Source organism: Phormidesmis priestleyi ULC007, assembly GCF_001895925.1.
GTDB classification, from domain to species: Bacteria; Cyanobacteriota; Cyanobacteriia; order Leptolyngbyales; family Leptolyngbyaceae; genus Phormidesmis_A; species Phormidesmis_A priestleyi_A.
This window is the reverse complement of sequence record NZ_MPPI01000017.1, coordinates 1-16,175: the sequence shown is the minus strand read 5'-3', so window position 1 is coordinate 16,175 and position 16,175 is coordinate 1. Positions and strand designations below refer to the sequence as shown.

General features: G+C 49.4%; 9 protein-coding genes. 4 read left to right on the top strand and 5 right to left on the bottom strand.

Translation table 11 applies throughout. The annotated features are described in order from the left end of the window. Positions 1-18: 18 nt before the first annotated feature. Together BRW63_RS15340 and BRW63_RS15335 are read left to right on the top strand one after the other, a co-directional pair. Positions 19-408: a hypothetical protein gene (locus BRW63_RS15340; protein ID WP_073068904.1), complete on the top strand. Its 390-nt coding sequence runs from the start codon at positions 19-21 to the stop codon at positions 406-408. Positions 409-819: 411 nt separating this feature from the next. After that, the gene (locus BRW63_RS15335; RefSeq protein WP_073068905.1) at positions 820-4,803 is read left to right on the top strand and encodes a magnesium chelatase subunit H; all 3,984 of its coding nucleotides are present in this window, start codon (positions 820-822) and stop codon (positions 4,801-4,803) included. 64 nt (positions 4,804-4,867) lie between these two features. On the opposite strand, the gene BRW63_RS15330 is transcribed toward BRW63_RS15335, so the two are convergent. After that, positions 4,868-5,278 carry a hypothetical protein gene (locus tag BRW63_RS15330; protein ID WP_073068906.1) on the bottom strand — a complete coding sequence of 137 codons (411 nt, stop codon included), beginning with the start codon at positions 5,276-5,278 and terminating at the stop codon, positions 4,868-4,870. A gap of 181 nt (positions 5,279-5,459) precedes the next feature. Between BRW63_RS15330 and BRW63_RS15325 the strand changes: the two genes are divergently transcribed. After that, on the top strand, positions 5,460-6,134 hold the full coding sequence (locus tag BRW63_RS15325; RefSeq protein WP_073068907.1) for a Uma2 family endonuclease: 675 nt from the start codon (positions 5,460-5,462) through the stop codon (positions 6,132-6,134). Positions 6,135-6,152: 18 nt separating this feature from the next. On the opposite strand, the gene BRW63_RS15320 is transcribed toward BRW63_RS15325, so the two are convergent. The 3 genes from BRW63_RS15320 to BRW63_RS15305 all read right to left on the bottom strand — a co-directional run bounded on the left by BRW63_RS15320 (position 6,153) and on the right by BRW63_RS15305 (position 12,251). Continuing rightward, positions 6,153-7,214: a 3-deoxy-7-phosphoheptulonate synthase gene (locus BRW63_RS15320; RefSeq protein WP_073068908.1), complete on the bottom strand. Its 1,062-nt coding sequence runs from the start codon at positions 7,212-7,214 to the stop codon at positions 6,153-6,155. Positions 7,215-7,456: 242 nt separating this feature from the next. Then, positions 7,457-10,774, bottom strand: a complete 3,318-nt coding sequence (locus tag BRW63_RS15310) for an efflux RND transporter permease subunit (protein ID WP_073068910.1) — start codon at positions 10,772-10,774, stop codon at positions 7,457-7,459. Positions 10,775-10,829: 55 nt separating this feature from the next. Then, positions 10,830-12,251 carry an efflux RND transporter periplasmic adaptor subunit gene (locus BRW63_RS15305; protein ID WP_073068911.1) on the bottom strand — a complete coding sequence of 474 codons (1,422 nt, stop codon included), beginning with the start codon at positions 12,249-12,251 and terminating at the stop codon, positions 10,830-10,832. Positions 12,252-12,842: 591 nt separating this feature from the next. On the opposite strand from BRW63_RS15305, the gene BRW63_RS15295 reads away from it, so the two are divergent. Then, a complete protein-coding gene (locus BRW63_RS15295) occupies positions 12,843-14,915 on the top strand; it encodes an NACHT domain-containing protein (protein ID WP_073068913.1) in 2,073 nt (690 codons plus the stop codon). 483 nt (positions 14,916-15,398) lie between these two features. Here BRW63_RS15295 and BRW63_RS15290 read toward each other — a convergent pair whose 3' ends face one another. Further along, complete coding sequence (locus BRW63_RS15290) at positions 15,399-16,022, bottom strand: helix-turn-helix domain-containing protein (RefSeq protein WP_073068914.1); 624 nt, start codon at positions 16,020-16,022, stop codon at positions 15,399-15,401. Positions 16,023-16,175 lie beyond the last annotated feature (153 nt).

Sequence of the window (16,175 nt, the reverse complement as noted above, 5' to 3'; positions counted from 1 at the left end):
TGACAGCAGAAGTGCCTGATGAACGCTGACACCTTTGATCGTCCCTCTTCTCCTTGCCCGGTTTGTCATCATATGAGTGGTCTGCGATCGCTCAAGATGGTCGATGGGTTGTTGACCTGCCCTTATTGTCGTGAGCGGTTAGTCGTGAGTGTCAGTGGTCATTATGTACGTGACCCATTCGCGCTAAAGCAGAGAGTGACGGGTCAGATGCTGCGTCGCCAGAGCCGTCCCCTGGCCAGAATTTTGCGAGACTCTGGAATTTCTAGACATTCATCTTTGCTGGCGATGGTAGGCAGTCTGTTTTTTTTGGGCTTCACGATCGCTGCGGTGAATGAAGTCAGTCACCAGCGTTTTCCTTTTCAAGACAAGCTAGAGCAAATCGTTAATCTGAATGAGAGTGCTGAATAGTTGCACTCATGCTCAGAACTTAATATTGATAATTGACTAGATTTTTTAAGATTTGTTGCACTCTTAACCCGAACTTTAAGAGTCTTGTGAGTGCTTACTCACTTTTATGTAAATTAGTGTAAACAAATAACTCAGGTTTTTTATCAAATTGTGTCGGTTATTTCCTGGAACGCTCTTCTAGTAGGCGTTTTCTGGTAAATATATATATGAAGATAAACTGATGTCTCTGACCAACAAGTCAAACTTCGACTTCACATTTCTTTATAAAGCCGCAGTTTAGATTGAGAACCGTCTCAAGATCGTCGTAGATTTAGGTCTCAGTTCTGGGAGTAATTGTGGTTGCTCATCCAGGCTTTGCCATCTTCACCGATTTACTCGAAGAGAACACGCATCGCAAGGAGTCTGACCCGCATGTTCACTCACGTCAAGCCCACCATTAGACACATTTCGCCCGACAATCTTCAAGGTCGGTCACTCGTAAAGGTGGTATATGTCGTGCTAGAGCCGCAATATCAAAGCGCTCTGTCTGCCGCCGTTCGATCGATTAATAAAGCTCATCCCAATGTGGCGATCGAGATCAGTGGTTATCTGATTGAAGAACTGCGTGACACCGAAAACTACGAGAACTTCAAAAAAGATGTTTCTGAAGCCAATATTTTTATCGCCTCGCTGATTTTCTTAGAAGATCTCGCAGACAAATTGGTGGCTGCGGTCGAGCCTCATCGCGATCACTTGGATGTCGCCGTGGTTTTCCCCTCAATGCCGCAGGTGATGCGCCTCAATAAAATGGGCAGCTTCTCGATGGCGCAGTTGGGGCAGTCGAAAAGCGCGATCGCTCAGTTTATGAAAAAGCGCAAAGAAAAGTCTGGCGCTGGTTTTCAAGATGGGATGCTGAAGCTGCTGCAAACCTTGCCCAAAGTGCTGAAATATTTGCCGATGGATAAGGCGCAAGATGCGCGCAACTTTATGTTGAGCTTTCAATATTGGCTCGGCGGTTCTCAGGAAAACTTAGAGAACTTCCTGTTGATGCTCACCGATCGCTATGTGTTTAAGGGCATCAAAACCACTGGCGACTTGGTGTATCAAGATCCCGTCACCTACCCAGATATGGGCATCTGGCATCCGCTTGCGCCCGCGATGTATGAAGATGTCAAAGAATATCTCAACTGGTTCAACTCGCGCAAAGATATTTCTTCAGACTTAAAAGATCCGCTTGCCCCGTGTATTGGCTTAGTGCTGCAACGAACGCACTTAGTCACCGGAGATGACGCGCACTATGTCTCGATGGTGCAGGAGTTGGAGTCGATGGGCGCACGGGTGATTCCGGTGTTTGCAGGCGGTTTAGATTTCTCGAAGCCTGTAGAGGCGTTTTTCTACGATCCGATTAGAGGAGATTCATCGATCGTCGATGTCGTCATCTCGCTAACAGGTTTTGCCTTGGTCGGCGGCCCGGCGAGACAGGATCACCCCAAAGCGATCGAAGCCCTGACTCGGTTGAACCGTCCCTATATGGTGGCGCTGCCGCTGGTCTTCCAAACGACCGAAGAATGGCAGGATAGTGACCTGGGATTACACCCGATTCAAGTCGCGTTGCAGATTGCGCTACCTGAGTTAGATGGTGCGATCGAGCCGATTATTTTGTCAGGTCGAGATGGCAATACGGGGAAAGCGATCGCCCTCCAAGATCGCGTCGAAGCGATTTCGCAACGGGCAATGAAGTGGGCAAGTCTGCGCCGCAAACCCAAGCTAAATAAGCGAGTCGCGATCACCGTTTTCAGCTTTCCGCCCGATAAAGGCAATGTCGGAACAGCCGCTTATTTAGATGTGTTTGGCTCCATTTATAAAGTGATGGAATCGCTGAAGCACAATGGCTATGATGTGCCAGAGCTACCCGAATCGGCAGAAGCGCTGATGCTAGAAGTGCTGCATGATGCCAGAGCGCAATATAACAGCCCCGAACTCAACATCGCCTATAAGATGTCGGTGCCTGAATATGAAGAACTCACCCCTTATCACGAGAAGCTGATTCCATCTTGGGGTGCGGCTCCTGGACATCTCAACACCGACGGTCAGAACCTTCTGATTTACGGCAAAGAGTTTGGAAATGTGTTTATCGGAGTGCAGCCAACTTTCGGGTATGAAGGCGATCCGATGCGGTTGTTGTTCTCTCGATCGGCAAGTCCTCATCACGGGTTCGCCGCTTACTATACCTATCTAGAGCAAATCTGGAAAGCCGATGCGGTGCTGCACTTTGGCACTCACGGATCGCTAGAGTTTATGCCCGGTAAACAGATTGGGATGTCAGGCGATTGTTTCCCGGATAGTTTGATTGGCACGATTCCCAATCTCTATTACTACGCGGCAAACAATCCGTCTGAGGCGACGATCGCGAAACGTCGTTCTTATGCGGAAACCATCAGCTACTTAACGCCTCCGGCTGAGAATGCTGGACTGTATAAGGGTTTGAAGGAACTCGGTGATCTGGTTGCGTCTTACCAAACGCTGAAAGATACGGGGCGCGGCGCTCAGATTGTGGATACGATCGTCGATCAGTGCCGGATCGTAAATCTGGATAAAGACATCACATTACCGGAAGTCAGCGCGAAGGAACTCACACCAGAAGAACGAGATAGTGTGATTGGGAAGGTCTACATCAAACTGATGGAGATCGAATCGCGTCTGTTGCCATGTGGGTTACATGTGATTGGGAAGCCTCCCAGCGCTGAAGAAGCCATTGCAACTTTAGTCAACATTGCGAGTTTAGATCGTCCTGAAGATGATGTTGTGAGTCTGACTCGCATCATTGCTGATAGCGTTGGACGTGACATGGACGACGTGTATCAGGGCAGCGATCGTGGCGTTCTCGCTGACGTTCAACTGCTGCAAGATATCACGTTAGCGACTCGTGAAGCCGTGGCTGCAATGGTCAAGGCTCAAACCGATGCTGATGGTCGCGTCTCGAAGGTGACGAAGCTCAATTTCTTCAACATGGGCAAGAAGGAACCTTGGATTGAAGCCTTGCATGAAGCGGGCTATACCAAGGTGAATGTTGAGCAAATCAAGCCCCTGTTTGAGTACCTGGAATTTTGCTTAAAGCAAGTCATTGCCGATAACGAATTAGGGGCATTGCTCACCGCGCTGGAAGGTGAATATATTCTTCCCGGCCCCGGTGGCGACCCGATTCGGAATCCTGATGTGTTGCCGACGGGTAAGAACATCCACGCTCTTGATCCGCAGTCCATTCCGACGGCGGCGGCGGTAAAATCTGCGAAAGTGGTCGTCGATCGGCTCTTATCGCGTCAATGTTCTGAAAATGACGGTCAATATCCTGAAACGATCGCGTGTGTTTTGTGGGGCACTGACAACATCAAAACCTACGGCGAGTCGCTGGCGCAGATTCTCTGGATGGTGGGTGTACGTCCGATTCCCGACTCGCTGGGACGCATTAACAAGGTCGAACTAATTCCCCTTGAAGAATTGGGTCGCCCTCGCATTGATGTGGTGGTTAACTGTTCGGGCGTGTTTCGCGACTTGTTTATTAACCAGATGAACTTGCTCGATCGGGCGGTCAAAATGGCAGCCGAAGCCGATGAACCTGCGGAAATGAACTTCATTCGCAAACACGCGCTCAAGCAGTCTGAAGACATGGGCATCAATCTGCGTCAGGCAGCAACTCGTGTTTTCTCAAATGCTTCCGGTTCTTATTCGTCGAATATTAATTTGGCAGTTGAGAACAGCACTTGGGAGAACGAATCGGAACTTCAGGATATGTATTTGTCTCGCAAATCGTTTGCGTTTTCGTCAGACAATCCGGGTGAAATGGGGCAAGACCGCAAGATTTTTGAGGCGGCTCTCAAAACGGCAGATGTCACGTTTCAAAACCTCGATTCGTCTGAGATTTCGCTGACGGATGTGTCACACTACTACGATTCTGACCCGACAAAAATCGTGTCTCGACTGCGGGATGATGGCAAAAAGCCTGTTTCTTTCATCGCCGACACGACGACCGCAAACGCCCAAGTGCGAACGCTTTCAGAAACAGTCCGACTCGATGCACGGACAAAACTGCTCAACCCCAAATGGTATGAGGGAATGTTGAGTCACGGCTATGAAGGAGTGCGGGAACTGTCGAAGCGATTGGTCAACACAATGGGTTGGTCAGCCACAGCCGGGGCGGTTGACAATTGGATCTATGAAGACGCGAATGATACGTTCATCAAAGATGATGAAATGCAAAAGCGATTGCTAGATCTCAATCCAAACTCGTTCCGTAAAATGGTGACGACATTGCTGGAAGCTAACGGTCGCGGATACTGGGAAACCAGCGAAGAGAATCTCGATAAACTTCGTGAGTTGTATCAAGAAGTGGAAGACAAGATTGAAGGCGTTGAGTAGTTCAGTCGCTCAATAATCCTTTTCTTGCGGGGTAGATAGTCACATATCTACCCCTTTTTGTTGCCTATTCAATCCACCTTGGCTGACCTAGAGAGGCACTGCTAGTCTCAGCAATTGTTTTATACAGGTTCAGCACTGTTTTCAATGTAGTGCGATCGTCTTCAGTGATTGTTTGATCAGTATCCACTATGTTATGAATTTCTTGACAATCGATGCTAGATACGTAGAGCGAAGTCAGTGAAACTAAATCGTGTTCTTGCGCTACTGTTAAATACTTGTTGGAATCAACGAAGACCGCCAAAGTTTCAGAAGTGTAAAAATCCAAGGTGCGGTAAAGACTTTTTGATGTTTTAAACAGGTGTAGCACCGCTTGGTAGGCAGCACTCCGTTGTCCTGCTTCACTTAACCGATCTTTTACAGACTCATAGAACTGATTAGTGGAGGGTTTTATATGTCTAGGTTGGTAATATTTCATTGGATTGCTAGAGTGTCTTCACCTATAAAGTACCCAGATTAGGTGCTTGCGTATTCATCTACTCATCTCAAGATTTCGACATCTGCACACAGACTTCTAAAAGGAAATAGTTCAAGGATTTTGAAGCAGTATCATCAGAGGAGAGCCGCAAAATTTTCTCCTCACACAAGCGAATGAAGCAATGGTAGAACTCAAAGCGAAATTAGTAGCTGATGCCTGGGTTCCTGCGTCGTGGGAGGACTATCTTCAGACGATCGCTGATCCCACCTACGAAAAAGCAAAAGGCTACTATTATCAAGGGCACATGAGGATTGAGATGGCCTCAGTTGGACGCGATCACGCAGATGATCACACTGTCATCATTTTGGCAGTCGGTTTATTTGGGATTGTCAAAGGAATTTCACTGCGCGGACTTGATAACTGCTCATTTCGTAAAGCAGGTGTGCAGGAATTTCAGCCTGATGTGTCTTACTATGTTGGAGAACGTGCCCAATCAGTTCCACCCGGTACAAATGTTGTGAATCTCGATTTGTATCCTGTTCCTAATCTCGTGATCGAAGTTTCTAAGACGACGCTGCTCGACGATCGCGGCAACAAACGCACCTTATACGAAGAATTAGGTGTGTCTGAATATTGGGTCGTAGATGTCGAAAAAACAGAAATTTTGGCGTTTCAGATGATCGATCGCGGCAGCAAACGCATTGATGAATCGCAAGTCTTACCCGGATTAGCGGTTGCTTCGCAGTTCCCCAAAGGGGTAATCGCTACCTTAGAAGCAGCCCTTCGGCAAAGCCGCGAAACAGACCAGTCTCAAGTCGGAGCTTGGTTAATGACACAGTTTCAGCAACCCAGCTAAAGGGCTTTTTGAAAATGGTTAAACTGGGATCGCTTGAGGTTTCACCGATCGAGCAAGTTCTTGCAGCATTGTGACCGTAGTGCCAAAATCAACACAGGCATCCGTGACGCTTTGCCCATAGGTGAGTTGACTGAGATCGGCTGGAATCGACTGATTTCCGGCAACGAGATGACTTTCAATCATCACCCCGAAGCAGTGACGAGAGCCGCTTGCCATCTGTTCTGCGATCGACTGAAGCACGATCGTTTGGCGATTGTGATCTTTGCTGCTGTTGCCGTGGCTGCAATCGACCATCACCGGAGTCGAAATGCCCTGCTTGATCAGTTGGCTAACGGCCTCTTCAAGGTCAGCCGCACCGTAGTTAGTTCCGCCTTTGCCGCCTCGCAAAATGATGTGACAGTCAGGGTTGCCCGTCGTGGCGACAATGCTTGCCAAGCCTTGAGCGTTGATTCCTAAGAAATGATGAGGATGGTTGGCGGCGAGAATCGCGTGAATAGCGGTTAACAGATTGCCATCCGTGCTGTTTTTAAAACCTACAGGCATCGACAAACCCGATGCCATTTCGCGGTGGGTTTGGCTCTCAGTAGTGCGGGCCCCGATCGCGCTCCAAGTGATCACATCGGCAATGTATTGCGGAATGATCGGATCTAATAATTCGGTGGCGCTGGGCATTCCTAAATGGGCGAGATCGATCAACAGTTTGCGAGCCGTTCGCAGCCCCGTGTTGATGTCATAGCTCTCATCCAGGTGGGGATCGTTGATTAGACCTTTCCAACCTGTAGTGGTGCGGGGTTTCTCAAAATAGACGCGCATCACAATCTCTAAGCGATCGGACAATTCATTTCGCAGGTGCATCAACTTTTGCCCATATTCATAGGCAGCATCTACGTCATGAACCGAGCAAGGCCCAACGATTACGAGTAAACGATCGTCTTGTCGGTTTAAGATTTTGCGAATGCGATCGCGGGTCGTGGCAATGAGCGCGGCGGCAGTCTCGGTTAATGGAATTTCTTCTTTTATTGCTGTTGGAGACATCAGCGTTCTGGTCTCAACAACATGCAGGTCGTAAGTCTTATGCATCAATTCAATTATCCAGCAGAAATCGGTGAGCACAATCAAGGACAGGCTGAAGGAGGAATCTTAAATCGCCTCAAACAGTATATCAGTGAGAGATCGATCGGTGGTGATCTCGATCTTCTTTTGCTAGTAGAGGATTTTTCTACCGTAGCGTTCTTAATTTTTGAAGTGATATATCTTCACGCTCTCATAAATGCAGTAGAGACGTTCCACTGAGAACGCCTCTACTGCATCGGGTGAAGTGATTAATGACCAGAAGGGGTTTTATCGGAGGACGATCGCCCAACTGCGGTTTCTCTCGATCGCTGACTGCCATCATGACCATCTAATGAGCCATCAACGGTTACAACGGTAGGAGACGGCGGGGGCGATTTGCGAAAGCGACCTTCTGCTGACTTGATGACAACATAGAGAACTGGGACGACAAATAAACTGAGAACGGTGGCGACACACATTCCCCCCACGATCGCGGTTCCTAGTGATTGTCGTGCTGCCGCTCCGGGCCCTGTGGCTAACACGAGGGGAACTGCGCCGACCACAGTTGCGATCGCGGTCATTAAGATGGGGCGCAACCGTTCTCGACAGGCTTCGGTCACCGATCGGGCGATCGTTTCCCCATGTTCTCGCTGTTGGTTGGCAAATTCCACAATCAGAATCGCGTTTTTACTTGCCATGCCGATTAGCATAATAAATCCGATTTGAGTGTAGACATCGTTGGCGGTGCCGCGTAGAAGCACGGCTGCCAGTGCGCCCAAAATTGCCAGAGGCACGGTGAGCATGATGATCAGAGGATCAATAAAGCTTTCATATTGGGCTGCCAGGGTCAGAAAGACGAAGATGATTCCCAAGGCGAAGATGAAGATTGCGGCACCGCCTGACTGAAGTTCTTCGAGTGAGAGTCCTGACCACTCGTAGCCAAAGCCTTTGGGTAGGGTTTCTTGGGCGATCGTTTGCATCGCGGTGATGGCTTGACCAGAGCTTGAGCCGGGAGCGGCGGCTCCGTTAATTTCGACCGATCGAAACAGATTGTAGTGATTGATAATTGAAGGGCCGTTGATTTGAGTAATCTTCACCAAATTACTTAGTGGAATCATTTGCCCAGTTTGTGCCCCGTTTGTGGCGGCAGTGCGGACATAGAGCCGTTTAATGTCATCAGGATTTGACCGAAATTGGCTATCGGCTTGCACATAAACTCGATAAGCGCGATCGAACTGGTTAAAGTCATTAACGTAAGTCGATCCTAAGAAGATTTGCAACGTGCTGAAAATGTCTTGCAGAGATACTTGCAGTTGGTTTGCCCGCACCCGATCGACCTCAACTGAGATTTGAGGGGTGTTGGCGTTAAAGTTAGGTCGCAGTCCGGTGAGTGCAGGACTTTGAGCCGATGGATAAGTAGTGGCTCGACCGAGAAATTTGCCGAGGGTTTCACCTAGAGCGGCAAAGCCAAACCCTGTGCGATCTTGCAGGTGAAATTCAAATCCGCCAAAGCTGCCGATCCCAGGGATGGCAGGCAGATTAAACGGCAAGACAACCGCCTCCTGAATCGATGCCATTTTGGGAAATAAGCCAGAGGGTTGGGGGAAGAATCCGCCGATGATCGCTTTTAAGGATTGGTTGGCTCCGGTTCTTTCTTCCCACGGCTTGAGGGTGGAGAAAATGAGACCGTTGTTTGGCGTTGCTCCGCTAAAGCTAAAGCCGCCGACTGCAAAGATATTTGAGATTTCTGGCTGCTGTTTGAGAATTGCCTCAGCTTTTTCTAACACGCGTTCGGTGTAGTCGAGCGACACGCCTTCAGGTGCCTGAACAACGGTGATAAACACGCCCTGATCTTCATCGGGAATGAACGCTTTGGGGACAAAATTATAGACAAAATAAGTGAGCACTAACGCGAGTGCGAAGACCGATACGATCAGTCCTTTGCGCCGAATTACACTGCCGACTGAGCGCCCGTAGCTCTCCCGTGTGTGGTCGATCGCCCAGTTAATGCGATTAAAGAACCAGTTATTAGGAGCCTGCCCTCGCCTCAGCAACAGCGCAGACAACATCGGAGTAAACGTAATTGCATTAAAAGTCGAAATCGTGATTGAGAATGCGATCGTTAATGCAAACTGTCGATAAAGCTGCCCCGTTGTGCCCGGAAAAAACGCTACGGGAACAAACACCGTCACCAACACAACCGATGTTGCAACGACCGCACTAAAAAGTGTATTCATTGAGGCGATCGCGGCTTCAATCGGTCGCAGTCCTTCGTCTTGAATACGGCGAGTAATATCTTCAACAATCACGATCGCGTCATCGACGACCAAACCCGTTGCTAAGGTTAATCCGAACAGTGTCAGGGTGTTAATCGAGAAACCGAGCAGTTTGACGAAAATAAAGGTGCCGATTAGCGCAACTGGAATTGCGATCGAGGCAATCAGCGCCGATCTCCAGTTCTGCAAAAACAAGAAGATCACGCCGATTACAAGCGCGATCGACAAGATCAGCGAGGTGATCACTTCTCTGGTTCCCGCTTCGATAAACGTGGTGGTGTCGAAAGCGATCGCGTAGCGCATCCCTGGCGGAAAGCTCCCAGAGAGCAGCCGAATCTCTTCTTTAATAGCTTTGGCAACGTCGAGGGCATTGCTGCCAAACTGCTGGTTAATGCCAATGCCAACGCCCCGGTGAGTGACGCGATCGTCAGGAGTGAATCGCAAAACCGAACCGTAATTTTCTGCGCCCAACTCAGCCCGACCCACATCTTTTAGTCTGACTAATGTTCCATTATTGACGGTTTTGATCACGAGATTGCTAAATTCTTCAGCGTCTTTGAGTCGCCCTTGAGCCGTGACCGCATATTGATATTGCTGTCCAGACTGAGCAGGAGGCTGTCCGATTTGTCCGGCTCCGACCTGAATATTTTGCTCTTGAAGTGCCGTGACAACTTCTTGAGGCGTGAGCGATCGACTCGCCAATCGTTCGGGGTCGAGCCAAAGCCGCATCGCATATTTGCGTTCGCCAAAAATCTGCACACCGCCCACGCCTTTAACGCGCTTCACCGCATCGGCAATATAAAGGTCGGCGTAGTTGCTGAGATAGATGTCATCGTAGAGATCTTTTCCGGCTTTTTCGTCACGATCGGAATATAGCCCGATCGCCAGCAAAAAGTTGTTGTTAGCTTTCTCAACCTGCACACCCGTTTGGGTCACAGGACCCGGTAAGCGTGACTGCACGGTTGAAACGCGGTTTTGCACATCGACGGCTGCCAGATCTTGATCGCGTCCCAGGTCAAACGTTAAATTGATATTGCTAGTTCCGGTGCTGGCACTCGTGGACTTGATGTATTTCACCCCATTAATGCCGTTCAATTCCCGCTCTAGGATGTTAGTGACGGTTGATTCCACCACTTCAGCATTTGCGCCCACATAGTTTGAGGTAACGGTGACTTGAGGCGGCGCAATGTCGGGATATTGAGCGATCGGTAAGGTCGGAATGCAGGCAATTCCCAACAGCGTGATCACGATCGAACACACGGTCGCAAACACGGGACGTTGAATAAAGAAATTAGAGATCGACAGAATCATACAGAATCGTAGGGGGTGAAGGGCGCGAGATTCTGGTCAAATACGAATTCAGATTTTACTGTGGTGCGGCTGCGATCGGGGCACAGTTTTGCAGTTGCAGAATGCCTGCTGTCACGATGCGATCGTTGGAGCTGATTCCTTCTAAGACTTCTTGATCATTGCCGACAATTTTGCCTAACTTGATGGGTTTTTGGGCGGCAACCAATTGGTCTGGCTCGATCGCAGCTCCTGGCACGGTAGGAGCCTCACATTTTGATTCTTTAAAGGGAGCGGCAACGAACAGAAAATCTCTGCCGCCGAGTCGAGAAATTGCTGAGGTCGGCACTAACACGCCCGGACTTTTTGACCAAATAACTCTGGCGCGCACAAACTGCGAGGCGCGCAAACTGCCCGGATTGTCAAAGGTAGCTTTCGCCTGCACCGATTGAGAAGTCGCATCGACATTGGGCGCAACAAACGAAATTCGCCCTGTCTGCACTTCTCGATTTTGGTCATCTAACAGCTTGACGGGTAGACCAATTTTCAGATCTGACGATCGTTCTAAGGGCACCTGAAGCAGAATTTCTAAGCGCTGATTTTGGGTGACATTCATCAACTGAGTCGTCGGACTCACGCCATCGCCCACTTTGATCGGAAGATCGCCGATCGTGCCCGTAAACGGAGCCGTCACAGTGTAGTCTCGCAGTTGGGCTTGCCCTTCAGAAATGTTTGCCTGTGATTCTTCTAGCGCCCGTTCATTTTTCGTGACGATGGTTCGAGTGCGATTGATCACCGATCGTTGGGCTTGCACATCCGCTTCGGCTTGTCGTAGGGCAGCTTGTGCCGTTCGCAATGCGTTTAATCGCTGATCCAAGATTTGTTTGCTAGAGGCTCCTTGGTTGGTTAGGTCTTGATAGCGGGCATATTCTTGCTGGTTTAACTGAACATTGGCGGCGGCGGCGGCACGTTGTGCTTCGAGCGATCGCAGCGTGTCATTTGCGTTGATCACATCTGCCTGAGCCGACGCAATATCGGCATTGGCACTTTGGGCGGCGGCAACGCGGCTGGCAACTTGGGCACGAGGCCCGGCGGCATCAATTTGCAGCAGCGGCTGACCTGCGGTGACGCGATCGCCTGCTTTGACATAAATGGCAGACACCTGTCCAGACACGCGCGGTTGCAGCGTGATTGACTGACGCGAATCTAAACTAGCCGCATAGTCAGAACTGTCTGCGATCGTGGCGGTTTTGGGGTTGGAAAGCGGGACAGGAGTCGGGGGTGTTTTCATCTGACTCGCCATCATCATCGGCAAAATGATCCGACTAAACACAAGCCAACTGACTCCGCCCAACAGTGCCATCGCAATCAGTGCCGGAATTAGAAATCGCCGCCAGCGAGGAGGACGCGGTTTTTCTGGATGACTGGAGTCGTGTAGAGGAATTGTGTCTACGATCGGAGAACGACTAATTGAATTTCGATTAATCTCTTCGCCACTCATGAGTCTCCAGCCTGGTAAATGAAAAGTTGAGCTAGGGAGCGATCGTGAGAGGAGTCTCTCACATCACTAAGTCGAATTGAAGAAACAAAAAAGTCACCCTAACATATATTGTGGTGAATAGATTACTACGGGTGCGAATCGTTAGGCTTCTTCCTTTTGACAGACTTCGAGTGAGCATTGCTGATGTAGGCGTGAATTGTTGGGTTTGGAACTCGAACGATCGAGGAACGTGGATTTATTAAGGTGCAACTTCTCGGACTCAACTAGAGTGGATATCAATTCGTGGATGGCTCCGTTTGAGTCGGCTTGTGCCCCCTAAATCCCCCATTCTGGGGGATTTAGGGGGCGAAGATCTCAGCCATGACGAATCAAGAGATTTGATGACAAGATTGACAGGTTATTTGATCCACGATCGAGCGTTAATCTCGGAACTTGCAGATGAAAATAGGAACGATCGAGCGTTAACCTCGGAACTTGGAGCTTGGAACTCAAACGATCGAGCTTTGAACTCGAAAAGCGGGTTAATTTGGTCGCTTGCCTTTTCTCTAGAGTAGGCTAGTGGTGCTTCTCTAAGTGCTTTTGGATATTGCGATGACTCTCGACCCCATTTCTACCGGAATTGCTCTAGAAATCGGCAAAATTGTTCTCAAAACAGTGTGGGAAGGGGGCGGTAAAGTCGCGGGGATGCTTGGCAGAACAGTAGACAAAGCAACCCAAAATCTAGTCTTTCAAGCCTCTCAGAAATATGTCGAGAATTATGAGAAGCGTCACGGCATTCTCAAAGTGTTGGGGATGCGGGAACCTGTGACGCTGGAGAGTGTGTATGCTGCCGTGCAGTTTTTAGACGATCGAGCCTTGCAACGATTTGAATCGGTGGAGGCGCTCGAAGAAACCTATCGACTCTCAGAAGGTCGCAGCTTTCAGGGAAAAGATTGCCCCAAGCAAGAAGGGCTAAAGGTCGCGAATGCAAAGCAATATTTGATGGTGTTGGGCGGGCCCGGAGCCGGGAAATCGACCTTTTTGCGGCGCATGGGTTTAGAAGCGCTGAAAGGAAACAAAGGAGCTTATCAGCCGGGTTATATCCCGGTGTTTGTTGACCTGAAAGTGTTTAATAAAGGGGAGATCAACATTGAGAAAACCATCGCCGAAGAGTTTCGGATCTGTGGCTTCCCGTCGCCCGAAGAATCGACGCAGAGACTTTTGCAGCAAGGCAAGCTTTTAGTCTTGCTCGATGGCTTAGATGAAGTGGCGACCGATCGCATGAATGAAGCGATCAGCCAGATTCAAAACTTTGTCGATGCTCACAAGCAAAACCGCTACATTGCATCGTGTCGAGTTGCGGCTTACCGTCATAACTTTCGGCTGTTTACCGATGTGGCGATGGCAGATTTTGATGATGCTCAGATCAAACAGTTTATTGATAACTGGTTTCGTCGAGAACCTGACATCGCTGAGGATTGCTGGAAAAAGTTAAATAGTAAAGACCACACGGCGGCTAAAGAACTGACGCAAACGCCGTTGCTGCTGACGTTGGTTTGTTTGTTGTATGAGCGATCGCGCAAGTTTCCCACGAATCGATCGACGCTGTATGAGCGGGCGCTGCGAGTGTTGCTCGAAGAATGGGCAGCCGAGAAGGGCATTCCGCAAGACGACCTCTATAAAGGGCTAGACACCAAACGCAAAGAGATGATGCTGGCAGAAATCGCCCATGATAGCTTTCAGCAAAATCGATTGTTCTCGACCCGTCGCGAAATTGCCGACCAAATTGAGCAACTGTTAAAAGAAATCTTGCCGGATGAGAAGGGCGTAGATGGATTAAAAGTGTTGCGTAGCATTGAAGTGCAGCACGGCATCTTGGTAGAACGGGCAGACGGGATTTATTCGTTTTCGCATTTGACGCTGCAAGAATATTTGACCGCGCAACACATTGATGACCAGCGACAGATTGAGAAACTGGTGACAGAACACCTGACCGATCGCCGTTGGAAGGAAGTTTTTATTTTGGTGGCGGGGCTGATGCGCGGCGGAGCCGATGAACTGCTGTTGCTGATGGAGAAAAAAGCTCAGACCTACCTCAACACCCCAAAATTAAAAGCTTTGGTCATGTGGGCTGACCAAGCAACAGCAGGATCAGCAGGAAACTATAAACCTGCGGCTAAACGGGCGGCAGCGATCTTTCTCCACCTCGACCTCGATCCCGATCGCGCCCTCGCTAACGCTTACGCCCATGCCCTTGCCCACATCCTCGACTTTCCCATCGCCCTCGCTGTCAACCTTGACCTCAACCCCGACCTCAACCATGTTCTCGTCCAGTCCCTCTCCCGCGCCCTCTCCCTCGCTTACACCTTTGAAAAAACAAAAATCTTTAAATCTGTAAACTTTGTTGTGTTGATTGCTCGACTAGAAGCTCTGAAAACTAAGATTTCCAGAAACAATCAACCTATCGAATTCTGCCGAGCCTTTCACAACAAAGTTCTGCAAACCTGGTGCAACGCCCTCAATCTAAATTTAGAATTAGTCGATTTATCTGAAGCAGAAACTGAAGCTTTAGATAACTATTTCTATGCAAGTTGGCTGATGGTGCGGTGCAGACAAGCCGCCGTGCGAGTGTCGCCTACAACTTGGGCAGACATTGAAGACCGCATGGTGACGGTGAGAGACTAAAGTTTGGGGTGTGAAGTGTAGAAGAACTCGCCCTCACCCTAGCCCTCTCCCGCAGGAGCGATCGTGCATACACGCGTTGATCAATCCGTCATTGCCGAAATTGTTTGCCCCCTAAATCCCCCATTCTGGGGGACTTTGAGCCAGAAAGAGGGTCAGCGTTCAAACCATTTCTCAGGGTCAAAGTCCCCCAAAATTGGGGGATTTAGGGGGCACAAGCCGACTGAAACGCAGCGATGCCTTCGGCACACGCAAGCGTGACTGAGACGGAAACTCTGCTTTTACAATTACAATCCACCTGAATTTTAGCGATTCTCACTCTTCATCAATAGAGTCGTCATCGATCGTCCCACCCAAAATACTTTCTGCTGTAAATTTTCGGTTGATTGTAGAGGTAGTGCCCCCGTGCCTACCCCTGACATATGGAGGGCAACCACGGGGGGATTGCCCCTACCCAGGTTATTCTCTATTCAGCAACGCCACATTCTAACGATCGCCAGTTGGCACCGCATAGTGAATAATCGCCAGAAATCGAATCGGTAACTCAATCAGCTTTTCAGGGCCGTGAGGAACTTCACCCCGAAAGCTCAAAGAATCTCCTGGCTCTAACAAATAAGTGTGGATTCCGTGGCGATATTCCAGCTTGCCTTGCAGCAGATAGATAAATTCGATGCCGGGATGCTCAAATGTGGGGAAGACCTCAGACGCATCATCCATTGTGATCAAAAACGGCTCAAACAACTTCGTCGGGCCCTGATCGTATGCCAGCAAATGATAGGTATGTCCGCATTTCGTCCCGCGTCTCACCACCTCCATACCGTCGCCTTGTTTAACCAACTGTGCGCCGCCTGCTGGCATATTGTAGTTGCGAAATAGCGTCGAGAGAGACACGCCTAATGCACTCGCTAACTTCCCGATCGTCTCTAAACTAGTCGCAGTTTGGGCGTTTTCGATTTTTGACAACATCCCGCGAGAGATGCTCACCTGTTCAGCGACTTCAGCGATCGTCAACCCATGTTTCTGCCGCAGATCTCGAATGGCGTTGCCTAAATATCGCTCTAAAGAGTTGCTAGAAGAGACTTCTGTAGTTTTTGCGGGAGCTTCTGTCATAGTGATTTATCTCGATCGTCTCGCTTAATGTGACGTGAATTCGATGAAGCTTTTCGCTACGGTTGCCAATCCGGGCTGCCCCCTAAATCCCCCAAAATTGGGGGACTTTGAACCTAAATTCTGGGCTTGAAGTCCCCCAGAATTGGGGGATTT

What these genes read in the sequence shown, in the direction of transcription:
- BRW63_RS15340 (WP_073068904.1), top strand. Translation starts at nt 19, where the DNA reads ATGAACGCTGACACCTTTGATCGTCCCTCTTCTCCTTGCCCGGTTTGT.
- BRW63_RS15335 (WP_073068905.1), top strand. Translation starts at nt 820, where the DNA reads ATGTTCACTCACGTCAAGCCCACCATTAGACACATTTCGCCCGACAAT.
- BRW63_RS15330 (WP_073068906.1), bottom strand. Translation starts at nt 5,278, where the DNA reads ATGAAATATTACCAACCTAGACATATAAAACCCTCCACTAATCAGTTC.
- BRW63_RS15325 (WP_073068907.1), top strand. Translation starts at nt 5,460, where the DNA reads ATGGTAGAACTCAAAGCGAAATTAGTAGCTGATGCCTGGGTTCCTGCG.
- BRW63_RS15320 (WP_073068908.1), bottom strand. Translation starts at nt 7,214, where the DNA reads ATGCATAAGACTTACGACCTGCATGTTGTTGAGACCAGAACGCTGATG.
- BRW63_RS15310 (WP_073068910.1), bottom strand. Translation starts at nt 10,774, where the DNA reads ATGATTCTGTCGATCTCTAATTTCTTTATTCAACGTCCCGTGTTTGCG.
- BRW63_RS15305 (WP_073068911.1), bottom strand. Translation starts at nt 12,251, where the DNA reads ATGAGTGGCGAAGAGATTAATCGAAATTCAATTAGTCGTTCTCCGATC.
- BRW63_RS15295 (WP_073068913.1), top strand. Translation starts at nt 12,843, where the DNA reads ATGACTCTCGACCCCATTTCTACCGGAATTGCTCTAGAAATCGGCAAA.
- BRW63_RS15290 (WP_073068914.1), bottom strand. Translation starts at nt 16,022, where the DNA reads ATGACAGAAGCTCCCGCAAAAACTACAGAAGTCTCTTCTAGCAACTCT.